Here is a 23,360-nt window from a genome sequence, read left to right on the forward strand (position 1 = left end):
TGAAGGCGTGAGACCTTATCTAAACTATGACCAAGTAAAAAATATGCTGCCGCAAAAATATCCATTTATTTTCATAGATCAAGTTATAGAGGTTGAACCGGATAAAAGGATTGTTTGTATTAAAAACCTTACTGGAAATGAATCCTTTTTTCAGGGGCACTTTCCAGAGAATGCCGTTTTCCCAGGAGTTTTAATTATAGAGGCGATGGCTCAATCTGCCATATTGCTAAGTAAAATAAGTCTTGGTGAAGAAAATGATGAAGAGCAAGCCTTCCTGCTTGCAGGTACCAAAAGCAGATTTATTCATCCAGCTTTTCCTGGTGATCAGATCAGGTTTAAAACAGAATTAATCAAAAGCACGAAACTAGGAGGAATAGTAAGTTCTTCTGCGTGGGTCGAAGATGTAGAAATTGCGAAGGCGGATCTTACATTTGCGATTTCCAGCAAAGAAAAAATACTAGTTTAAGGAGAGGTAAAATGGCTTTTGCAAATATTAGAACGGAGTTACCAGGACCGAAATCTAACAGGATACTTGAAAATAAACACGCGGTTGCACGTGCCTTTGGGACCTTTGTTCCTTCTATTATTGATTATGCAAAAGGGGCGAGGGTTTGGGATATTGATGGAAATGTGTTTTTAGATTTAGCAGGCGGAGTGGGTAGTCTGAATGTCGGCCATAGTCACCCGAAAGTGGTAGAAACAATCAAGCGGGAGGCAGAACGATTTACACATACAGATTTTACCGTTATTCCTTATGAATCCTACATTAAACTTGCAGAGCGACTATGCAGTAAGGTTCCTGGTAAGGAAACCAAAAAGGCAGCTTTCTTTAATTCAGGTACAGAAGCAGTTGAAAATGCAATAAAAATTGCCCGGAAAGCGACCGGTAAAAGAGGAATTATTTGTTTTGATGGTGCATTCCATGGGAGAACCATGCTTTCTCTATCACTAACAAGTAAAGTGAATCCTTATAAAGAAAATATGGGCCCTTTTTTCAATGACATTTATCGTGTGCCTTTTCCAAATGTGTATCGCTGGAATGGAACCAGCAATCCGGAGATTGTGTCAGAACAAGCTCTTGAAAGTTTAAATAATCTATTTATGACCCAGATTCCTCCTAGTGAAGTCGCTGCTCTAATCGTCGAACCGATCCAGGGTGAAGCGGGCTTCATTACACCGCCGCAAAACTATCTGAGAGAAGTGCAAAAAATTTGTAATGAGCATGGCATTATTTTTATCACCGATGAAGTGCAAACCGGTTACGGGCGAACTGGTGAATTCCTGGCATCTGACTATTTCGGTATTGAACCGGATATCATCACTCTCGGAAAGTCTATTGCAGGAGGACTTCCGTTATCAGCTGTTATTGGCAAAGAAAGCATTATGGACAGCGCAGGTGATGGAGCGGTCGGCGGCACCTTTGTGGGGAACCCTATTTCCTGCGCAGCGGGCCTTGCGGTTTTAGATATTTATGAAGAAGAAAACTTAGGAGAGAAGGCAAAGCAGATTGGTCTTCTCATTGAACAAAAAATCTATTCTTTAAAGAAAAAGTCAGCACTAATTGGGGAAATTAGAGGGGCAGGGGCCATGATGGCTTTTGAATTGGTACGGGATCATTCTACCTTAGAACCAGCTGACAAAGAAACGATGGAAATCATACAGCGCTGCATGCATAAAGGAGTTATTCTGTTCAAAGCGGGTCTCTATAATAATGTACTGCGGTTCCTAGTTCCGCTTGTCATTTCAGAGGAGGAACTTCTTGAAGCACTAGACATAATTGAAGAATGTATTATGGAAGTAACAAAAGAAAATGAATCACGCATCATGGTCGGATCAGGGAGGTAAGAATGGCTATTAATTGCAAGAACTTTATAGGTGGAAATTGGAAGGCTGGCAGCAGTTTAGAAGTGATCGAAAATATGAATCCTGTTAACTTCGAGAAGGTATCTGAAGCAAACATATCTTCAGCAGACGATGTGCTGGAGGCCATTCAACATGCTGAGGCGGCCTTTTATAAGTGGAAAAGCATTCCTGCTCCCAATAGAGGGGAAATATTGTACAGGATTGGTGAAGTATTAAAGGAAAGAAAGCATAAATTAGCCGAGTTGATAACACTGGAAATAGGTAAGACGAAGGTAGAAGCAGAAGGAGAAGTGCAGGAAGCTATTGATATGGCCTATTACATGGCTGGTGAAGGAAGAAGAATGTTTGGCCAAACGATTCCATCTGAACTTCCGAATAAATGGGCTATGTCGGTCCGCGAACCAGTGGGTGTAATTGGTGCTATCAGTGCATTCAATTTTCCAGTTGCAGTCCCATCGTGGAAAATATTCCCTTCTTTAATTTTAGGAAATACAGTCATTTGGAAGCCTTCATTGGAAACGTCAGCGATATCAAATGAATTCATGCGTTGCTTTGAAGAAGGCGGCTTGCCGCCGGGAGTATTAAATCTTATTCTGGGTGGACAGGAAGCTGGCCAGACAATTGTGGAAGACCCTAGAGTTGTACACATTTCGTTTACAGGTTCGACAGAGACCGGAAGAAAGGTTTACCAGCAAGCTGCCGGTCATTTAAAAAGAGTCTCTCTTGAACTAGGCGGCAAGAACGCTGTAATCGTTTTGAAAGACGCAAATTTGGAATTGGCTGCTGATGGAGTTGTATGGGCAGCGTTTGGTACAAGCGGACAGCGCTGTACATCAGCAAGCCGTGTAATTGTTGAAGAAGAAATTTATGAAGCCTTCATTGAAAAGCTGATCCAAAAGACGTCTAACCTGACAGTCGGTGACGGCCGAAATGATGGAGTAGACGTGGGACCGCTGATCAACGAGAATGCTGTACAAAAGATGGAGTCCTATATTGCTTCCGCGAAGGAGAGTGGTTCAGAAATCCTTCATGGCGGCAAAAGATATCAGAAAAAGCAAGGACATTTTTTCCAGCCTACCATAATTGGACCAGTTGATTCAGAAAATAGATTAGTGAAAGAAGAAATTTTCGGTCCAATTTTAAGTGTGATCAAAGCAGAAGATTTTAATCATGCCTTGCAGATCAATAATGCCAGTAGGTACGGGTTGTCTACTGCGTTGTTTACCAAGGATGTAAATGATGCTTTTAAAGGAATCCGTGAAATGGACACAGGTATCGTATATGTCAATCACGGAACAACGGGTGCAGAAATCCAGCTGCCTTTTGGTGGGACAAAAGACACTGGAAATGGACTGCGGGAAGCTGGCCAGGCTGCCTTAGATGCATTCAGTGAATGGAAAAGTGTATATGTGGATTACAGCAACCAGCTTCAAAGAGCTCAAATTGATACAGACCAATTATTTAGTCATTTGATTCAAGATGAAACGAATTAAAACTTTTTTATGATGGGGTGTCAAGAAAGAGACGCCCCTTATTTTTTCTCTCTTAAAATAGCTTTTTCATCATGACAACCGATATCGTTTACCAAGTAAATACATCGTCAAGCCGCTCAAAACAAGTGCAATTGAGACATTGATAGCTATCGCAAGCAGATTCCACCATAAAAAATCGGAAATGATAAAAAGATGAAATTCTTGCCCTAATTCAGGGTTAAGCACGGGAGTGAACAGTAAAACTGTCCCGAATTGCAAACCTGCATAATACAAGCCTGCCAGCAGGATAAAAACAATTGGCGATTTAAAGGAAAATAATTTTTTAGTTTGGTTAGAGCTTGCAGCAGAATCGGTTTGCTTAATAACTAACTGCTCATCTTTAGGTAGTACAGATTCCATAAAATGGAGTGCAAAATCCTCAGGTGATCCTAAATCAGCTTTAAAGTCTTCGTTGTGATGCCGTGCTTCTTGAATATGTTCAACAAGCTGAATTTTTGCATCTTCTCTATAACTTGGATTTACACCGCTTGCTTTTAAAATATCTAGAATTTGATTAACGTACTGATGTTCGTTAGGGGTTAAGCCAGATTTCATTTTCTCTCTAGTCCTCCTTAAGGTTCTTTGCATTATTGGTCAATAGGCTGTGAATATCATGTTGAATCGCATACCACTCTTTTAATTCTTGTTTTAAAAACTCTATTCCTTTTTCATTTAATTCATAGTAAATTCGCGGCCTCTCATCATCAGCAAATTCTTTCTTGACGTTAACCAACTTTTTTTCCTTAATTCTGGTTAGTATCGGATAAATACTTCCTACCCCTTTCAGTTTAATATCGAATTGCTCAAGTTCCTTCATAATTTCATAGCCATAGCTTCTTTTCTTATACAAAATACTTAAGACGCAAATTTCTAAGCTGCCTTTAATTATCGTTATTCTATCCATGCTATAATTATACAAAAAGGTATATACTTAAGTCAAATATATAACTTTTTAAAAAATATATTTGTTTTGAGTACTTAAGTGGTGTAAGATGTTATCAGAAAATAAAAAAATTGAAAAGGAAGGTAAAAAATGGGCTGGCTTAAAATGTTGCTGGAAAGAAAATTAATTGTAGGTTTTGCGTTAGTTTTGCTAATTGGTGTTAGTATTCTTTTTGTTGATAAGCTTGAAAATCAGTTTTACCCTGAAGTAAATTACGACACAGCTACAGTAACTGCAAATGCAGACAATATGGCTGCACTGGATGTAGAGGAAAATATAACAAACCCAATTGAAGAGAAGATATCTGGGCTCGAAGGCATTAATTCGTATGAATCTTCATCAACAGATGGCGTGAGCTCGATAACGGTAACATTCCAAGAAGAAAGCGGGGATGAAGCCTATGCTCAGCTGCAGGATGCTATGTCTGAAATAGAAAGTGACGTTTCCGGCATTGATGAAATAGAAACCTTGCGCAGTACTACTGCTCAGGAATATGAAATGTTTATGGATTTACACGGCGGAGAAATTAATGAAATGAGTTCCTTTACTGAAAATACTCTTAAACCTAGATTAGAATCGCTCAACGAAGTAAGAGAAGTGAGGATTATAGGGCAAAATGAAAGAAGCGTTATGATCGACTTGGATTATAATAAGCTTAATCAAAATGGAATAAATGTCGAGGATATAGAAAATATCTTACAAGAGCAAAATTCCAGTGTTGCTTTAGGGCAGGCTGAATCCGATACTAATCAGCCCACACTACGCTGGGATACCGAGCTTAGCACAGTTGAGGAAATTGAAAATATTATCATTCCAACTGGAAAAGGCGTGGTATACCTAAAAAACATTGCCGATATCCGGATAGAGGAGAGCCGGAACAGCCAAGAATTATGGAGGGACGGGAACAGTAACTATGTGTGGGTATCAGTAGCTCGTCCCAACGATGTAACACAAGCGGAAATGACTAATGCTGTCCGAGCTGAAATAGACAAAATTAAAAATGAAGGACACATTGAGGGCTTTGAGCTAGAAGAAACGATTGTTCAGTCTGACTTTGTCGCAGATTCAATTGGAGACTTGCAAGCCAATGTTGTTTACGGTGGTATATTGGTTGTGATTGTCCTATTGGTTCTTCTTCGGAACGTCGCAGCTACTGCCATTATAGGGATCTCTATTCCTATAACCGTCCTGCTGACCTTTATGCTGATGGCTGTATTTGGCCTAAGTATTAACCTTATTAGTATTTTAGCATTAGGTATCGCTCTAGGTATGATCGTCGACTCGTCCATTGTTATTCTGGAATCTATCTACAGGAAGAAGGAAATGGGGCTTGATCACAGGACGGCTACCGTTCAGGGGACGAAAGAGGTATTTACACCTGTCCTCGCTTCTACACTAACGACGATGATCGTATTTTTGCCAATCGGGCTTATTAGCGGTCAAGTAGGGGAGTTTGCTAAAGTTTTATCAATCGTTATTGTTTTTAGCCAGATCACATCTGTTTTTATATCCTTTACCTTTATTCCGGTTATGTCGGAAAAGCTGCTTAAGGTGAAAAAGCGGAAGGAAACAGCTAAACCAAATAAATTATTTAATAAATACAATCAGTATATTGACTGGATGAGCCAAAAGACCCGAAGAAAAGTAGGCGTGTTCTTTTTATTCATCCTGATTGCATGCAGCTCATTTTTGCTGACTTTTGGAATACCTGTCTCGCTCATCCCTGACTTTTATAATCGTCAGGCTGAATTCTATGTTGGTCTGGAGCAGAACACGACACCGGAAGACAGGGAGAATGTTGCGAATGCGATTTCCGACTTTCTTAAGGAAACACCAGATGTAGAGGGCTACAATGTCCGGAAGCTCGATAGAAACCGTATGTACGTTTATGTCAAGATGACGAGCGAGGATCAGGCTACCAAGACCCAGGATGAAATCAATGCAATGATTCATGAAAACCTAAGTAACATGGCAGAGGATTATCCTGTAACGGCATCCGGATCTGTAACATATCCGATTCAGGTGTCAATAAAAGGAAAAGATTTTGACCAAATTGAAGAAATCGGACAAGATCTGAGCAATGAATTTAGGAATATAGAGGGTGTACAAGGGATAACCAGTACTCTGGATGATAGTAAAGAAGAAAGAATTGTCTCGGCAGACAGAGAGAATTTATTGCGGGATGAACTTTCACCTTCTGATATTAAAAGTGAACTAGAAATGCTCTCTATGAATAAAGAAGTTGGAGCCGTTAATACACAAGAGGGAGTATTGCCTATCCATCTATCCTTTGGGGCAAATATTCAAGACCCTTCAACTCTTGACGAGTTTACCATCAATACGGCCAATGGAAACGCCCCATTAAGTGAATATACTGTCGTGGAAAATGAAAAGACTCCTTATGAGATAAAACATCAGAACGGGGAGCGTTCGGTTCAGATACTGGGAGATATTAAAGGCCGTGATATGGGTGCTGTCAGCGGAGAAATTCAAAAAGTGGTTGACGAATATGAACTACAGCCAGGTTATACAATTGATGTAGGCGGAGAAGTAGAACAGCAGCAAAACAATTCCAATGAGATGTATCTCGTTCTATTAATTGCTTTATTGCTCGTGTTTGCTATTATGTCTATTCAATTTAACAGCTTGATTCATCCAGTGGTTGTCATGTTCGTCATCCCTTTAACCTTAACTGGAGTCTTAATCGGTCTGTTTGTCACTCAAACAGAGCTAAACCTCCTATCTGCGATGGGAATGCTCATCCTAATTGGAATAGTGGTTAACAATGGGATATTATTAATTGACCGTATTAAACAGCTGAGGTTATTAAACCATCCTCGGTATGAAGCAATTAAAACTGCATGTAAGGAACGTATTCGCCCAATTTTAATAACTTTTATCACAACGGTGTTTGGGGCCATTCCTTTAGCTTTGACTACAGGACATTCAGGTCAGTACCAAAAACCAATGGCAATCGCCCTTATTTTTGGGCTTTCGTTCTCAGTATTCGTAACAATGTTATTTGTGCCGGTGGTATATGTATTGTTTGAAGATCTAACGAATAAGTTTAAGAAATTGTTCAGTAAAAAAGATAAATCATTATCAGAGGATGAAACTACAACTTTTGAATAAGAAATCCTCCCCTGTATATTTGATTATACAGGGGGTTTTTTATAAGATCAGAACAAGCAAGATTGTTGATTATCCACCCTCATCAACACCTCATTTTCACCTTTAATCTGAAACATCAACCGTTTTTTTCAATTTTAAATAAATAAGCCAATAACGCCCCTAACAGGCAAATAAAGGGAACTCCAAGCAAATAAATTTTATATCCGGCCAGAAAAATTGCCGAATCGGACAGTAAATTTAAAGAATCGGACAGTAAATTTAAAGAATCGGACAATAAATTTCGAGATACGGACAGTAATTAGGTGGAACCGGTCAATAAACTTGGTAACCAGCTAATATCTTAGAGTAGGTTAAAAGTGGCAGGCATGTACCTTGATAAGCGGCGATATCACATTATAGTCCGAGCCTTTCACTGTGCGAATTTCCATATTACTCCTCCTAATTCTTCAATAGTTGCTCCCGATTGCGGAAGATCCATTATGAGATAAAAGGTTGTTAAAGCCGGCTTGCTCTTATTGAACGATCGCTACCCGTAACTTTAAGTACAATGTTTCACAACAAAAAAAGGCTCTAAAACTAGAGCCCATCTTGTTTTATCTTCTAAATCCACCTTCTGAATGAATAATCTGGCCTGTAATCCAATCTGCTTCACCACTCACTAGAAATTTTATGGCTTTTGCAACATCTTTCGGTTCACCTATTCTACCAAAAGGAAACATTGGTTTTAATTCATTTTTGATGCTCTCTGTCATCCAGCCTGTATCAGTTGGTCCCGGATTTATGCTATTAACCGTTATTCCCAAAGGGGCAAGTTCAGCTGATAGCGTAATAGTCAAAGCATCAACTGCCCCCTTTGTTGTTGCATATGCTAATTCGCCAGGCATTGGTCCTTGAAATTGACCAGAAGTAATATTGACTATTCTGCCACCAGATTTCTTATCAAATCTTTGAGCAAATTTACTACTTAATAGTGTTGTTGCACGAACATTTACCATGTAATGTTTATCTAATTCTTCAGCAGTTAAATTAGAAAAATCGTTGTTAGTTGAGTATGCAGCGTTATTAATTAAGATATCAGGATAACCAAGTTGTTCAATTACTTTATTTAAAAGCTGTTCAGGTGCTTCAAAATGGGTTAAATCTAACTCCATACATGATACCTTAACACCTTTTTGTATTAATTCTTCTTTTAATTTTATTGGCTCATCTAAATCAATGCTCCAAGGCATTTTTTTATCATATTCAGTCCAATATGTAAAAAATATATGATATCCAGTTTCTGCTAGCTCTTTACAAATAGCTGCTCCAATACCTTTAAGACGGCTTACACCCGTAATAATTGCAATTTTTTCTTTTAATTGGTTCATTAAATATCCCTCCAAATGAAGGACGCATAAATAGGTCAACAGGAGATATGATTATTCCCATCAAAAAAGACAGACACACAAAAAGACATCCATCCTCTAACAAGGGTTTTTGATCCAAAAATGCAGTCCTTGAATGATTATAGATAGTCAAATAAACCCTCTTAAATGAGAGTAAAAACTAGCCTATCCAATTTCTAATCATTACAAGCTCTTCCACATCTCGAATCTTTATCCCCTCTCAATATCTCCGCTCTTTTCATTTTAACAAGGGAGGAGAAATTTTACAAAAAATAATAATTAAAACGGTAATTGTGAATTTTAGTTAATATCTGACCGTTTATGGCGTGGATTATTCAGGAAGTTCATAAATTTTTGCTACAATATGTTTAAAAAGTATAGGAGACAAAATAATGAATCAGTTAGCTAAAAGGTATTGGGGCGAATATTGGGAGGATCAAAGTAAAGAAAAGCCTACGTCTGTCAGTGCTTGGAAATTCGGAGTTAACCCTGACTATTTAGCTCAATTAGTGATTGATGGTATAAAAACAGCTACATGTTCATCACTTATTAATTATGAGTTGGAAAATGAACAAGTACCGTTTGTTGGGGAATATAGCATCATTCTAAATAGCAAGGATCTGCCAGTTGCAATCATTAAAACCGTAGAAGTCGAAATAATGCCAATGAACAAAGTTCCTGAAGATTTTGCTATTGCAGAAGGAGAAGGAGATAGAACATATCGTTATTGGAAGAATGTTCATGAAGAATATTTTAAGGCAGAGCTAAGTAAAATAGGCCGTGAATTTTCAGAGGATATGATGTTAGTTTGTGAGCGATTTGAATTGATTGATGTAAAGAAATAAATGAATGATTATAGATGGAAAATACCAAAGTATTATGAACAAAACCAGCTAATTGAGGAACTAGTGATCTTCCATAATTGTGCGCTATTGTTGAATATAACTTAGATTTTTTCAACGCTAGATCGTGATCAGGAGATTATAAAAAAGTATCTACCTATTAAAAAAGAAGGGATTCGGCTTTCTTTTTTAATAGGTAGATACTAGTTTAAAATACTAACTTATTAAAGTCAGTATCGTTATCAAGCTATAGCAAAATGGGCCAAGATGTCATAAGCCAATCCATCAAAAGCGTTTGCCGGGTTGGCTTATGCTTGTTTTCCGTAAAGCATAGGCTTTACTTATGTTTTGTAAATCCCTCATCTAACAAATAATCCTCTGCTTCGTCATAAGAACCGAATGCTTCTTCAAGGTTCAACCCTGCATACACATTCCACCACTCATCTTCATGAATGAGAAGGAGAGATTGCCTTTCTTCGTTTATCCAGCGTTCTTCATATCCATCGCCGACAATAGCAAGCTCTTTAGCTGCATCTGATTGTGGGGAGAGAGAATGAATGGCCTGCTTGATTAAGGAGCGAAGGGCTTCTTCTGAATAGTCGCGAATATTAATAAATCCTTTATTGTTTTTATCCATTCTTGGCAGGTTGCCTGCATAGACAAATCCGTTGCCATTCGGGTGAAGATGCTGGACAACGATTTTTTTGTCAAAAATACTTTCATCATAATGGAAGTTGACTCTTCCAAGGGAAACTTCCTTACGCTGTAGTTCAGGAAATGATTCTATAATTTGCAGCTTTTCTTCAAACGTTAACATTTTCAGCCTCTTTTCTGATTTGATAGAACTCTTATTGATTTTGAATGATTTCCTGGACTCGTCCTACTTGCCCATCTTGAAGCCTTACCTTAATGCCATGGGGATGGAAGCTTGATTTTGTTAGAATATCTTTCACAATACCAGCTGTTAGCTTGCCTGTTTTTTGATCCTGTTTTAAAACAATTCTCACCTTAAGTCCGGGAGAAATATCAACGCGATTCTGACCATTCATTTAGACGCCTGTCCGTTTCCGTTGGTTATTGGTTTTTTTCGTATGCTGGCTTTTTAGCCTTTTAGTTGTTTTTACAAGATCGTTAGATGCTTTTTCAGTCGATTGCTTTTGCTGTTTACTTGCAAGCTTTTGTTTAATGGCCTCTTGTAAGCTGATTTTTTTCCGCTCAGTGCCTTGCTTATTATTTTCTATATTAGACATATTGTTAGATCTCCTTTTTTTATAGGTAACTAATCGAACCGATATAGTCCTTATTATAGTCGAATTAAACTAAATAAACATCAAGCCATGGAAATAATTGCGTAGAACTAGCGGTATCAGAAAAACAATGATATAAGAAAGTCGGATTTCTAGAAAATTCAATCAAATTAAAGTGTAAAAGAGTGTTATGGTTGTTCAGCTCCCAGCCTGCCTGAGGTACAAGCAAATCCGTTAAAATGATTGATGAACAGACTTTCGGCCCGTCTTTCGCTTGTCCCGTGGAACTAGTGCCTTTTGCCTTTAGTTATATGCTTGTTTTTTTAATTTTTTTAAAAGGATTAAAACTTGTAATATTCTGAAAAGTATTTTAATCTATCATTAACTTCTCAGTTAATGGAGTGATATGGAAATTTACAATTTAACACCTTCCTATGATTCTCATTTAATGTGTTTAAGTCGATTCGGAATGAAGCTTTGAGAAGTGAAAGGGTATGATCCGGAAAAATGAAACAAAGGGGAGAGCAATCATGATTCATGTTTTATTGATTGGGGCAGGAACAATGGGGAAGGTTCATGCTAATGCTTATCAAGAGATGGAGAATGTAAAAATTGTTGGGATTGTAGATGCCCAAAGAAATGCGGCAGAGTTGATCGCAGCTCCAATGGGATTGCCGGTATATCCAACGTTAGAGGAAGCGATGGATTCTGAAAGTTCCATTGATGTAGTTGATGTTTGCGTTCCAACTAGCTTACATAAGGAGTTTGTTATAAAAGCTGCAAATCTCGGAAAGCACGTGATTTGCGAGAAGCCGCTGTCAAGGAGCTTAGATGACGCAAAAGAGATGATAGATTGCTGCAATGAAAAGAATGTCATGCTGTTTGTTGCCCATGTCGTCCGTTTTTTTCCAGAATATCAAAAAGCAAGAGAGGTATTGGAGAATGGTAATATCGGAAAGCCAGGAGTTGTCCGAACGTTTCGGGGAGGAGCATTTCCATTGTCTGTGAATGATTGGTACGCGGACTTTCAAAACAGCGGCGGACTTGTTTTGGACATGATCATCCATGATTTCGATTATTTAAGGTGGTGCTTCGGAGAGGTAAAGCGTGTGTATGCTAAAAGCTTATTAGGCAGGGGATTGGCTCGATTAGATCATGCCGTTGTGACGCTTAGATTTGAAAACGGCGTGATTGCCCATGTTGAAGGCAGCTGGGCACATGAGGGCTTTAAAACATCTTTTGAAATAGCTGGATCTAAAGGAATTATTGAGTTTGACAGTTTAGCAGAACAGCCTCTTATCTCGGTAAAAAGAAATGTGAAGGAAAGAGCAGGAGAGGCCCAAGTGCCAGAAAGTCCATTAAAGAATACTCCGTATTTTAGGCAATTAAACCATTTCATTCATTGCATTGAAACGTCCGAAGAACCAATTGTGAGCAGTTATGATGCTTATAAGGCTATGGAAATTGCCCTTGCTGCACTCAAATCAATTGAAACAGGGAAGGTCATTACTTTGAATACTGCTCAAAAACAAGAGATGAGGGGGAGCATTCAATGAAAATAGGGATTATTAGCTTTGCTCATATGCATGCACATAGCTATGCACAAGCTGTAAAGGATTCGAAAAAAGCAACGCTTGTTGGAATTGCAGATGAAAATCAGGCGAGAGGGAAGCAGGCAGCGCATCAATATCAAACAGATTATTTTTCATCTTATGAGGAGTTATTGAATCAGGATATTGACGCAGTTATTGTGACATCAGAAAATAACAAGCATCAAGAACATGTTATTGCTTCAGCAAAAGCAAAGAAACACATTTTATGTGAGAAACCGCTTGCAACTACAATAGAAGCTGCCAGAAATATCATTGAGGAAGCAGAGGAAAACGGCGTAATCCTGCAAACTGCGTTCCCCGTAAGGTTTCATTCAGCGATAATAAGTGCAAAACAAAAAATAGATGAAGGAGCGATTGGCAGAATAGCAGCCATCCTCGGTACGAACAGGGGAAGAAACCCAGGTGATTGGTTTGTCGACCGAGAAAAGTCAGGCGGAGGTGCGGTCTTGGATCATACTGTCCATGTTGTGGACATCATGAGATGGTATCTTCAATCAGAAATTGTGGAAGTATATGCCGAAATCGATCAGCATTTTTCTGAGTATGATATAGATGATGCCGGGGTTTTAACATATGAATTTGATAATGGAGTATATGCTACCCTTGATTGCAGTTGGTCGAGGAACAAAAATTACCCTACATGGGGAGATGTAACACTGGATATTATTGGGACAGAGGGTACGATAAACGTAGATGTTTTTAAACAAAATATCCACGTCTATTCAGATGCAAATGGTCTCAATGATATTAACTGGGGAGACGATATGGACAAGGGGTTAATCGATGATTTTATTGATGCTGTTATTCAGAAAAGACCTCCATCTATAACAGGGGATGATGGGCTGAAAGCGGTAGAAGTAGCATTGGCTGCTTATAAGTCATCTACTATAAAGGAACCTGTCCGTATTAGGTGAGGTTTCTCGTCAATGATCGAAGCAGCAAAATAGTTATGTGCAATTATTTTCAAAACTCTAGCAATTAATTCAGTAACACTTGCAATTATCTCAAAAACCTCATCAATTATTTCAAAAACTCTATCAATTAGGAGAGATGAAAAAGTATTATTGCCTTTCTAGAACCTCATGGGTGAAGAATTTATCCATTATTAAGACCTAATAGTATAAATAAAGGCTGACTCAAGATGAGTCAGCCTTTATAAAATGATTTATTTAATCGACAAACTCCCAAATTCATTCTCCCAGGCATTTCTAAAATCATTTACTGCCCTGTCTGCTGCCGGGTGCTGTACAAACAATTCTATTAAATCCGGGCTGACAGTGATGGCGTGTGACCCCATGAGGCCAACATCGAGAACTTGTTGGATATTTTTAAAGCTTGCGGATAAGATTTTGCAATTTATTTGATGGCGTTCAAATAAGTCTGCAATCTTTTTGACCACTTCAACACCATTCCCGGTTAAATTATCTATTCTGTTTACATAAGGAGCAACATAGGAGGCACCTGCTTTTGCTGCCATATACGCTTGTAATGGTGTATAAACTGTGGTTGCTGTTGTTTTAATCTTTTGTTTTTTTAATTCTTTTATTGCATGGATACCATCAACGGTTGCGGGTACTTTAACAAACACACGACCATCTAATTCTTGGTTAATCAGTTTACCTTCCTCGACGATTCCATCTACATCCGTTGCAAGAACTTGAGCATGGAGTGTTTGATGATCCTCTAATAATGAAAGAATTTCTTTTAGTAAAGGCAGGAATGGTTTTCCTTCTTCTCTTACAATGATACTTGGATTTGTTGTTACCCCATCAATGGGGAATTGCTTGCAGAGTTTCTTTATCGTTTCAAGACTTGCAGAGTCAATAATTAATTCCATTTTTTCACCTCTTCAAAAGAAATGCACAAGGCGCTTGTCTTTCGGTGACAAGCAAGACGAGCCCATCAACCTTTTTGTCAGTTAGAATAATCAAGGGCAATACAAAAAAATAATTGTTTTCTGTAAAATAACCCATGTGAGAGAATAGCTTCTGCAAATCTCACATGGATTCCATTTATTAATGCATGACCTGGCCGCCAGTAACGTTGATGGATTGCCCAGTCATGTACGATGCTTTTTCAGAAGCATAGAAAATCACCGCATTTGCAATATCATCGTACGTACATCCACGGCCTAAAGGCACCTTATCTGTGTATACTTGTTCCACTTGATCTTCAGGAATATTAAGTTTTTTTGCATATTGCGGTATTAAGCTTTGGAACATAGGTGATTTTAATAGATTACCAGGCATGATAGAATTCACGCGAATGTTATGCTCTGCTAAATCAAGTGCTAAACTTTGAGTTAGACCAACACCGCCAAATTTAGAAGCAGAATATGCTGAGTTATGTTTACTTCCAACTTTTCCAGACTTAGAGTTAATTTGAATAATAGAGCCTTCTCCCTGCTCAATCATGACTTTTGAAACTTCTCTTGCTGTTATGAAGTAACCAGTAAGGTTAACTTCAATAGTTAATTGCCAATCTTTCAATTCAAAATTATTGATTTTTGTACTCTTTGCTACACCTGCAACATATACAAGAAGGTCGATTCTTGAAAAATTATCTACCGTTTTCTTAACCATTTCTGCAACTTCATCTTCTTTTGTAAAATCTGCTTTCACAGCCAGGGTTTTTCTAGAGAACTTACTCTCTACATCATTGGCAACTTTATCTGCACTTTCATGATTGATATCTACTACAACAATTTGATATCCTTCTTCTGCAAGTCGATGAGATATTGCCTCTCCTAAACTTTGACCTCCGCCTGCAACGATCGCTACTTTATCTTGAACTGTCATTTCTAACACCCTTTCTCTTATTTTCTAACGACTTGTAGAAGATCTCCCTCTTCAACTTCTTTAATGTCTTTTGATTCTAAATATAACGTTCCTGGAAGTTCGGGTGATTCGGACCCATCAAACTTCAATGTTATATGCCCAAGTGAAGAAAGGTTTTGTTTCACGGCACTGCCAACGGCCGTAATTCTGTACTCTTTATCACCTAAAACTAATACATCACCATTGTGAATATCATCAGCAAGGGCTTTGACATTGATGGACAGACAATAGTCTGTTAATTCGGCCGGCGCATTTTCACCAAATAAAATTAACATTTTATCCTCAAGAAAAGCAGACACCATTGAACCGATTTTATTAACTTTCGTTTCATAGATTGTTTGCATTTGTAAAATCTCCTTATTTACTAGATTATGTCTTGCTACTCATATAGCCCGAAGCTTGCCAGCCATGCTACAAAGACGGTCGGGGCTCCGGTCAGAAATCTTGAATAAAGAACGGATGGTACTCCTACCTCTACAGTTTCAACTTCCGCTTCTGCAAGTCCCAATCCGACTGGAACAAAGTCAGCAGCAGCTTGGGCATTAATTGCAAACAGTGCAGGTAATGCTAGATTAGGTGGGATATTTCCTTTGCCAATTTCAACACCAATCAATGTTCCCACTACTTGGGCAATAACGCCGCCAGGTCCTAAGAAAGGAGAAAGCAGTGGAAAAGAGCAAATTAAAGCGATTAAAATTAATCCCCATATTGAACCAGCAAAAGGTGATAAAATCTTTGCAAAAAGATCACCGATTCCCGATTCATTTATAACGCCTATTAACATGGCTACGAAGGCCATAAAAGGCAAAATTGTTTTAATGACGGTATCAATTGTGTCACGTCCTGCTTGATAAAGGGTATTTGCGAACGAACCCATCGTCATACCAATACGGGCCATAAGTCCTTGTGGTTTACGTGTTTCACTTATTTTTTCAGTTGTGCTGTAAGTAGGTTTTTTCGTTTCAATTTCTTTTTTGGTATCTGCTTGTTGAGGCTGGCTCTCCGCTTTCTCCTCATAAAGTTTAATATTTTCTTCTTTTACACCAGAAACATATATATCTTCTGTAATATGTTTTGCAAGCGGCCCGCTTTGTCCAGTAGGCATAATGTTTATAGTCGGAATTCTCTTTTGTGGATACAGACCGCATCGCAGCGTTCCTCCACAATCGATAATGACACAGGCCATTTCTTTTTCGGGAACTGTAGTTTTAAATCCATCAACTAACTCGCAACCTGTCAATTCCGCTAGTCTTTCGGCAAATTCAGGCTTATTTCCTCCAGTTACATAAACAATTTTATTTTTTTCCTCTGTGGGAGTAATGACTAGTGGACCACCAAAGCCCCCGCTGCCTTTATGAATAATTACAGAACGAAATGATTGACTCATTTTAGTTCACCACCTTTATTTAAGATTGACATTTTCACTTAACTTCACCTTTTGTTGCTTCTCAACATATCTAGTTGTGAAGTCCGTGATCCAGCCTCTAAAGAAATTTGTTACGATCCCAACTAAAAAATACCTTAGTGCTAATTCCGTAGAATCAAGTCCTAATGCTGTAATTCCTGAGGCGATTCCAAGGAAGACAAATAGTTCTCCTGGGTTTACATGGGGGAATAGCCCGTTATGCGTATGACATGAATAGGAAGCTGCAGCATAATAACTTGGTTTATACTTTTCAGGAAGGAATCTTCCCAATGAAAGTGTCATCGGATTGGCAAGCACAAATGTCCCAATGACCGGGAGGATAAAATATCGTGTAAACGGATTTTTCCCTGAACTTTTTGCCAACTTCTCGATTCGTTTTTCACCTACTAGTCGAGTGATGGCGTTCATGGCTACAAGTAACATAATTAATAAGGGAATAATGTCTGTAACAAACCCCATGAATGTTTCTCCGCCACTGCGAAACAAATTCATAAAACCTTCAGCAAGCTGAATAATAGTATCCATTTTTTTCACCCCTAATTGTTAATTCTTTGAAGGAATCAGTCTTTCAATCCAGGTCTTTTTTGGTTTTAATTCCCCGCCTTGAGAAATAATGTGGTAGCTGCGCATCGCATCTTTAATAGCTAAACTCGTTAACTTATCTACCCTATTAAATTCATTTTCAGAGATCTTTAGCAAATTCTTGCCTTCAAACCCTTTTAATTTCTTTACCTTTGAAAAAACGGTAACACCTTGCATTTTTGCAGACTTTAAAATATTCGCATTTCGGTCAATCGCAAACATCACAACCGTTCCTGCACGGAACATTCCTGTTTTCTTACCAATTGCTACACGGCCAATTTTTCTCAGTTCAGCGTATTTTTTATTAAAATGTTTAATTTGCAAATAACCGAGGATACTTTGCAGCAGCCATGCGGCACCTATTAAAAGAATGAAAGGCCAAATCATTTCCACTCCTCCTTGTAAAATTCCGCAATTATTCCATCCGCTCCAGGATATTTGATGCAGTTTCATCTGTGGTAACTAAAATGTTAATAAATTCCCCTTTTAAAGCTCCAATGATAGAGGGGACCTTTTCGATTGATTCAGCAATTCCGATTGAATAGTTTAAGGATTTTAATCGCTCCAATTCAATGGCAATTGTTCGATCATGAAGCTCTGTATCAATAATTCGTCCGTTTTCATCAAAGAACCTTGAACATATATCACCAATCCCATTAGCTTTTTCCAATGCTTTCACATCACGGTCACCGTAAAATCCAGTCCAAATCATATTTGAGGATTTTAGCGGTGCTCCTATCCCTACTACGGCAATGGTTAAATCATCCCAAAGCTTTTTTATTTTTTTAAAATAATTGGAGGAAACAATATCCTCTTTTGTTTCCTTCCTTTCAACTACAGCCATTGCATCAATAAAATGCGGAGTACCGCCGATGTCATTTGCCATATTATAAGTAATGGTATTTACATGGTATTTGGCGTCCATTGTTCCTGGACCTCCAACAAGTGGGACAAAATCCAGATTGCGTTTTTTCGGATCGGATACTTGTCCTACCATACTTGCAAGCGTACTTCCCCAAGCGAAACCGATTACATCTTCATCCTTAACAATCCGTTTCAGAAGCTCAGCCCCTGCTTTTCCGAGTGCCTTCTTCTTTTCGCCTTCCGTTTGTTCGTCTGTTGTAGGTACAAGTATGACTTCTTTGAGATGAAACAGCTTTTCTAACTTACGTTCTAAATCGAAATTTTGGCTAATATTATCCCTAATTTTAATGGTGACAATCCCATCTTCACGAGCCTTCTTCAATAACCTGCTAATGGTTGTACGATAAATGCCTAAGTCTTTGGCAATGGCACTTTGTGTCATATCGTCCTCATAGTACATCCTGGCGATTTTTACAAGTAACCTTTGCTCTTCATACTTTTCCATCAATTCACCTTCCTTCTTGCACATATGTGCATGATAATATCAAATGTTCAATTATTATTTACAAAGTATACACGGCATTTATGAAAGCGTCAACTTTAAGATTCAGATCATATAGAGTTATTATTCATTCCGCGGGATTATAGAGCGTTTATTTGGTACAGTTTCCTTTCACTCAAAATTTTAAGTTTTCATAATAGTTAAGTTCTTGCTATAATGGTTTACAAATTTAATAAGAGTTTTGGCAGATGTTTCTTATGTAGTATCAGAATGTTTATGTGAAACCCAGAAAAGTAAAGTTCAGTTCCATTACCCGGCCTGCTGTATAAAGTTTTAAGGCGAATTTTTCAAAAAACAGGAGCCTTACCGGGATGCTTACTTTGAACATCCATTAAGCTGGACAATGTGACTTTGACTTTTCAATCAAGCTTGCTTGTGTAAGGAAAGCTATTTTAAGATTGTAATTAAAAGGAGAGTTTCTATGATTAAAGCGGTTATTTTTGATTTTGATGGGTTAATTCTTGATACGGAAACGCACCAATATGAGGCTTTAGTAGAGATCTTTAAGGAAAATGGGAGTGTGCTGCCATTGCCAATTTGGCAAAAAGTCATTGGAACAAGCTCTGACTTTAAACCATTTAAGTATTTGGAGGAGCAGACAAAAAAGAAACATAATCAACAGCAATTAGAAGATTTACTAAAGGAACGTTTTCACAGCCGTTTGGTATCTGAGAAAGCAAGACCTGGTGTTGAAGACTATTTAGCTGCTGCACATTCACTAGGTTTAAAAATTGCATTAGCTTCAAGCTCAAATTTTGAATGGGTTTCAACACATCTTAAAAACCTGGGATTATTTGAAAAGTTCGAATGTATTCGAACATCAGATGATGTCGAAAAAGTGAAACCTGATCCCGCACTGTATTTGAAAGCGGCAAAATGTCTTGGGGTAGAACCAGAAGAATGTTTGGTATTTGAGGATTCAGCCAACGGAGCATTAGCTGCAAAAAACGCAGGTATGTCTTGTGTAATCTTCCCTAACCAAGTGACACAAGACCTTGAGTTCTGTGAAGTGAATCACAGGCTCGAATCAATGGCTGAAATGGAGCTTGAGAAGCTGATCGATTTAGTTCAAAAGTAATAATAGAATATATACATAATTTATTGCTCTTTAATAACAAACCTGAATCCGATTTAATGGATTCAGGTTTATTTTTTCTATAAAAGTATACTTAGAGAAGCTGATTTGACTTTTTTCTCTTGAGCCGATTTCACATTGATATGAAAAAACATGTACAATAGAAAAACAAAATACTTTCTGGATAATTGATAGGGTGAAACGATGAGGAATGAGACGAAGTTAAAAGTAAAATCGACGTTTGAGAAACGTTTTAGAGATGGTTTTCCTTTAATATATAAAGAAGCTATTTTAAATAAGGATGAAGAAATTAGAGAAGGAACGATTGTCCGATTGGTTGATGAAAAAAATCGGTTTATTGGAAAAGGTTACTATGGCATTCAAAATAAAGGCTGCGGATGGTTGTTAACCCGCAAAGAGAATGAGCAAATTGACCAAAGATTTTTTACCATTAAGGTAAAAGGAGCTTTGAAAAAAAGACAGCAGTTCTTTCATGACAAAGAAACAACGGCATTTCGGATCTTTAATGGAGAAGGAGATGGAATTGGCGGATTAACGATTGATTATTTTGATGGGTATTATCTGATTAACTGGTATAGTGAAGGGATTTATCAATTTAAGGATTTCGTGATCGAAGCTTTAAGGAGTCTTGTAAATTTCAAAGGTATTTATGAGAAGAAACGATTTGATACAAAGGGTACTTATATGGAAGATGATGATTTTGTCACAGGTGAACGCGGCGAATTCCCGATTATTGTAAAGGAAAATGGTGTCAGCCTTGCCGTTTATTTAAACGATGGGGCGATGGTTGGAGTCTTTTTGGATCAAAGAGAAGTCCGAAAAACGATACGAGATAAATATTCAAAAGAAAAAACGGTTTTAAACACATTTTCTTACACAGGTGCTTTCTCTGTATTTGCGGCTTTAGGGGGAGCAGCTAAAACAACGAGCGTAGACTTAGCGAACCGCAGCAAGAGCAAAACGATCGAACAATTTAGTGTGAACGGAATTGATTTCGAAGCGCAGGATATCATTGTTGAAGATGTTTTCAACTATTTTAAATATGCGGTGCGAAAAAAATTAAAGTTCGACATGGTCATCCTCGATCCTCCAAGCTTTGCAAGATCGAAAAAGCATACATTCAGTGCCGCAAAAGATTACAAAAATCTTCTAAAAGAAGCAATTGCGATCACGGAGAAAAGTGGAATTATTGTAGCATCAACCAATTGCAGTACTTTTGGAATGGGAAAGTTCAAAGGATTTATTGAGAAAGCCTTCAAGGAAACTGGAGGAAAGTACAAGCTATTGGAGGAATTTTCACTGCCTAATGATTTTAAGACAAGCGATGATTATAAGGAAGGGAATTATTTAAAGGTTGTTTTTATTAAAAAAGCGTAGGAACATAATTGTTTCCCTTTTTATCAGTTAGGAAAGCACTTAGTTTTTCCCAGCAATTAACCAATGAGGGTGCAAAAATTTCAGTAGCGGTGCAAATAAACCGGTGAGAGTGCATAATTATTTACAATAACGGTCCACCTTAAAAAGTGAGCGTGCAATTAACTATAAAAGCGCAAACAAAAGGGCTTCGCAGATATGCGAAGCCTTCATTTTTAGAAAAAAATGTATGGATAAACTGACAATCAATACGTTTTCTATATGAAAATGATGCTAAGAACACTACTTCATCTATGTGAAACAATTAATGGAATAAATTTATCTTCGATTTCCCCATATTTATCTTCGAAATTTCAATTATATCTTCGAAAATGGCCTATATATCGATCATTCGACAAAAAACACTAATCCTCGACATGGGCATTATGGAAGAAATTATTTACAAAATCGGGGAAAGTAATCTAGAGACTGACTCCTTTAATTTAATCCATTTTGAACGCTGAACATAATCTTCATAGGTTATTTCTCTTGAAAGCTTTAAGTCTTCATTGAATTGAGATGCCAATTGTTTTGCAATCCCTTCATCATAAAGAAAAGCGTTCACCTCAAAATTCAGTTTAAAGCTTCTAAGATCAATGTTTGCTGTCCCGACTGAAGAAACTTGTTCATCTACAATGATTGTTTTTGCATGGATAAATCCATTTTCATAAATGTGAACACTTGCACCAGCTTTTAGCATCTCCCCAATATAGGAAAGTGTTGCCCAATAAACAAAGGGGTGATCAGGTTTATTGGGAATCATAATTCTGACTTCTACACCTGTTAAACAAGCGATTCTTAGGACATCGAGCAAACTAGTATCAGGAATAAAGTATGGTGTTTGAATGAACACCTTCCTTTTGGCGGAAGAAATCATTTTAATATAGCCATTTTTTATTTGCTCCCACTCTTCATCTGGCCCGCTTGTAACGATTTGCATTCCGACCTCGCCATTTGACTTGTATTCTGGAAAGTAGTCTGGACGATAAGGAATATCATGGCGATGTGATGCCTGATTCCAGTCTAAGATAAATCGTGTTTGAATAGCATGAACAGCCGTTCCTTTTATTCTTAAATGAGTATCTCTCCAATAACCAAACTTTGGATTCAATCCGAGGTACTCATCCCCAACGTTAAATCCGCCCACGTAGCCAATCTTCCCATCAATAATAACAAGCTTGCGGTGATTTCGATAATTCAGCCGAAGATTAATTAGAGGAAGCTTAGATGGGAAAAAGACTTCAACTAAGCCTCCAGCACTACGCAGTTCTTTAAAAAAACCTTTCGTTAAGCTTCTTGAGCCAAGCTCATCATATAAAACCTTTACATCAACGCCTTCTTTTGCCTTTTTCGTAAGCGCTGCAATGAGTTTTTTACTGAGCTCATCCCTTCTAATAATGTAATATTGCAGATGAATTTGATGCTTTGCATTCTCAATATCCTGAAAAAGACGATCAAATTTCAGTTTCCCGTCATTGAATATCTCCACGGTGTTATCCTCGGTCAAAACAGCATGATTGTTCGTTAAGTGCATATATATTAACTCGCGGCTATCTTTTGTTGCTTGATTTCTAAAATGGAATTGGTCTGAACCAAGCATTTCTAATTGAGATCTTAAAAGCTTTTCAATCCCGATTTTTTTTCGATCGTCCCACTTAAAAAGAGGATGCCGGCTCAAGTTTTGCCCAAATAGAAGGTACAACAAAAAGCCAAGTACAGGAATAAAGAATAAGACCAATAACCAAGCCCAAGAGGAAGGGGCATCCCGCCGCTCACGGAAAATCACAACAATTGCAAATACGATATTTAAAAATATTATAAATCCCAGCAGGAAAGATGTGACGTTTGTGTCCATAATAAATCCTCACTCAGTAAATAATCTTATTTTTAGTATAACGAAGAATGGTTTTCATTAAAAAGAAAGGAAATGAAATAATGGCATATTATATAGTAACATATAACAGTTTTGGAAATAAGCAAGGATATTATTAACAAAAAAGATTTTCTTGGATGCCGATTAGTT

The 23,360-nt window shown here is 37.8% G+C and carries 23 protein-coding genes; 9 read left to right on the forward strand and 14 right to left on the reverse strand.

The features are described from left to right. Positions 1-7 precede the first annotated feature (7 nt). From fabZ to IC621_RS04590, 3 genes are read left to right on the forward strand one after another with little or no spacing between them, the layout of a single operon-like run. Entirely contained in the window at positions 8-466 is a 459-nt protein-coding gene (gene fabZ / locus IC621_RS04580) for a 3-hydroxyacyl-ACP dehydratase FabZ (RefSeq protein ID WP_191156211.1), read from the forward strand. A gap of 11 nt (positions 467-477) precedes the next feature. Next, entirely contained in the window at positions 478-1,845 is a 1,368-nt protein-coding gene (gene gabT, locus IC621_RS04585; RefSeq protein ID WP_191156213.1) for a 4-aminobutyrate--2-oxoglutarate transaminase, read from the forward strand. Between the two features lie 2 nt (positions 1,846-1,847). Further along, positions 1,848-3,356, forward strand: coding sequence for an aldehyde dehydrogenase family protein (locus IC621_RS04590; RefSeq protein WP_224752319.1), 1,509 nt, complete (start codon positions 1,848-1,850; stop codon positions 3,354-3,356). A 69-nt stretch (positions 3,357-3,425) separates the two neighbouring features. Here the strand turns inward: IC621_RS04590 and IC621_RS04595 are convergent, their stop codons facing one another. Next, a complete protein-coding gene (locus tag IC621_RS04595) occupies positions 3,426-3,950 on the reverse strand; it encodes a hypothetical protein (RefSeq protein WP_191156215.1) in 525 nt (174 codons plus the stop codon). Between the two features lie 7 nt (positions 3,951-3,957). Continuing rightward, positions 3,958-4,299, reverse strand: coding sequence for a PadR family transcriptional regulator (locus IC621_RS04600; RefSeq protein WP_191156217.1), 342 nt, complete (start codon positions 4,297-4,299; stop codon positions 3,958-3,960). A 129-nt stretch (positions 4,300-4,428) separates the two neighbouring features. Here IC621_RS04600 and IC621_RS04605 point away from each other — a divergent pair, with 129 nt between their 5' ends. Continuing rightward, positions 4,429-7,470 carry an efflux RND transporter permease subunit gene (locus IC621_RS04605; protein WP_191156219.1) on the forward strand — a complete coding sequence of 1,014 codons (3,042 nt, stop codon included), beginning with the start codon at positions 4,429-4,431 and terminating at the stop codon, positions 7,468-7,470. 593 nt (positions 7,471-8,063) lie between these two features. Here the strand turns inward: IC621_RS04605 and IC621_RS04610 are convergent. Continuing rightward, positions 8,064-8,837 carry an SDR family oxidoreductase gene (locus tag IC621_RS04610; protein WP_191156221.1) on the reverse strand — a complete coding sequence of 258 codons (774 nt, stop codon included), beginning with the start codon at positions 8,835-8,837 and terminating at the stop codon, positions 8,064-8,066. A gap of 410 nt (positions 8,838-9,247) precedes the next feature. Here IC621_RS04610 and IC621_RS04615 point away from each other — a divergent pair, with 410 nt between their 5' ends. After that, positions 9,248-9,700: an ASCH domain-containing protein gene (locus IC621_RS04615; RefSeq protein ID WP_191156223.1), complete on the forward strand. Its 453-nt coding sequence runs from the start codon at positions 9,248-9,250 to the stop codon at positions 9,698-9,700. A 334-nt stretch (positions 9,701-10,034) separates the two neighbouring features. Here the strand turns inward: IC621_RS04615 and IC621_RS04620 are convergent, their stop codons facing one another. The 3 genes from IC621_RS04620 to IC621_RS04630 are packed head-to-tail and all read right to left on the reverse strand — an operon-like array spanning position 10,035 to position 10,947. Beyond that, entirely contained in the window at positions 10,035-10,514 is a 480-nt protein-coding gene (locus IC621_RS04620) for a hypothetical protein (protein WP_191156225.1), read from the reverse strand. A 31-nt stretch (positions 10,515-10,545) separates the two neighbouring features. Continuing rightward, positions 10,546-10,746 carry a YwbE family protein gene (locus tag IC621_RS04625; RefSeq protein WP_191156227.1) on the reverse strand — a complete coding sequence of 67 codons (201 nt, stop codon included), beginning with the start codon at positions 10,744-10,746 and terminating at the stop codon, positions 10,546-10,548. Continuing rightward, positions 10,747-10,947 carry a hypothetical protein gene (locus tag IC621_RS04630; protein ID WP_191156229.1) on the reverse strand — a complete coding sequence of 67 codons (201 nt, stop codon included), beginning with the start codon at positions 10,945-10,947 and terminating at the stop codon, positions 10,747-10,749. A 527-nt stretch (positions 10,948-11,474) separates the two neighbouring features. Here IC621_RS04630 and IC621_RS04635 point away from each other — a divergent pair. Together IC621_RS04635 and IC621_RS04640 are read left to right on the forward strand one after the other, a co-directional pair. Then, positions 11,475-12,500 carry a Gfo/Idh/MocA family protein gene (locus IC621_RS04635; protein ID WP_191156231.1) on the forward strand — a complete coding sequence of 342 codons (1,026 nt, stop codon included), beginning with the start codon at positions 11,475-11,477 and terminating at the stop codon, positions 12,498-12,500. Further along, positions 12,497-13,471: a Gfo/Idh/MocA family protein gene (locus tag IC621_RS04640; protein WP_191156233.1), complete on the forward strand. Its 975-nt coding sequence runs from the start codon at positions 12,497-12,499 to the stop codon at positions 13,469-13,471. The genes IC621_RS04635 and IC621_RS04640 overlap by 4 nt, the downstream gene beginning before the upstream one ends. A gap of 251 nt (positions 13,472-13,722) precedes the next feature. Here the strand turns inward: IC621_RS04640 and IC621_RS04645 are convergent, their stop codons facing one another. The 7 genes from IC621_RS04645 to IC621_RS04675 all read right to left on the reverse strand — a co-directional run bounded on the left by IC621_RS04645 (position 13,723) and on the right by IC621_RS04675 (position 18,771). Then, entirely contained in the window at positions 13,723-14,394 is a 672-nt protein-coding gene (locus IC621_RS04645; protein WP_191156236.1) for a fructose-6-phosphate aldolase, read from the reverse strand. 178 nt (positions 14,395-14,572) lie between these two features. Next, positions 14,573-15,355, reverse strand: coding sequence for a sorbitol-6-phosphate dehydrogenase (srlD, locus tag IC621_RS04650; protein ID WP_191156238.1), 783 nt, complete (start codon positions 15,353-15,355; stop codon positions 14,573-14,575). A 17-nt stretch (positions 15,356-15,372) separates the two neighbouring features. Next, positions 15,373-15,738, reverse strand: a complete 366-nt coding sequence (locus tag IC621_RS04655; protein ID WP_191156240.1) for a PTS glucitol/sorbitol transporter subunit IIA — start codon at positions 15,736-15,738, stop codon at positions 15,373-15,375. A 35-nt stretch (positions 15,739-15,773) separates the two neighbouring features. After that, entirely contained in the window at positions 15,774-16,781 is a 1,008-nt protein-coding gene (gene srlE, locus IC621_RS04660) for a PTS glucitol/sorbitol transporter subunit IIB (RefSeq protein WP_191156242.1), read from the reverse strand. 15 nt (positions 16,782-16,796) lie between these two features. Further along, positions 16,797-17,345, reverse strand: a complete 549-nt coding sequence (gene srlA, locus IC621_RS04665) for a PTS glucitol/sorbitol transporter subunit IIC (RefSeq protein WP_191156244.1) — start codon at positions 17,343-17,345, stop codon at positions 16,797-16,799. Between the two features lie 18 nt (positions 17,346-17,363). Then, complete coding sequence (locus IC621_RS04670; RefSeq protein WP_191156246.1) at positions 17,364-17,789, reverse strand: transcriptional regulator GutM; 426 nt, start codon at positions 17,787-17,789, stop codon at positions 17,364-17,366. A 28-nt stretch (positions 17,790-17,817) separates the two neighbouring features. Further along, entirely contained in the window at positions 17,818-18,771 is a 954-nt protein-coding gene (locus IC621_RS04675; protein ID WP_191156248.1) for a sugar-binding transcriptional regulator, read from the reverse strand. Between the two features lie 478 nt (positions 18,772-19,249). On the opposite strand from IC621_RS04675, the gene IC621_RS04680 reads away from it, so the two are divergent. Together IC621_RS04680 and IC621_RS04685 are read left to right on the forward strand one after the other, a co-directional pair. Continuing rightward, complete coding sequence (locus IC621_RS04680) at positions 19,250-19,906, forward strand: HAD family hydrolase (RefSeq protein WP_191156250.1); 657 nt, start codon at positions 19,250-19,252, stop codon at positions 19,904-19,906. Between the two features lie 201 nt (positions 19,907-20,107). Continuing rightward, positions 20,108-21,301: a class I SAM-dependent rRNA methyltransferase gene (locus IC621_RS04685; protein WP_191156252.1), complete on the forward strand. Its 1,194-nt coding sequence runs from the start codon at positions 20,108-20,110 to the stop codon at positions 21,299-21,301. Positions 21,302-21,737: 436 nt separating this feature from the next. Here IC621_RS04685 and cls read toward each other — a convergent pair whose 3' ends face one another. Then, positions 21,738-23,192, reverse strand: a complete 1,455-nt coding sequence (gene cls, locus IC621_RS04690) for a cardiolipin synthase (protein ID WP_191156254.1) — start codon at positions 23,190-23,192, stop codon at positions 21,738-21,740. Between the last annotated feature and the right edge of the window lie 168 nt (positions 23,193-23,360).

The organism is Metabacillus arenae (assembly GCF_014773385.1).
In the GTDB taxonomy this organism is placed as follows: domain Bacteria; phylum Bacillota; class Bacilli; order Bacillales; family Bacillaceae; genus Metabacillus_D; species Metabacillus_D arenae.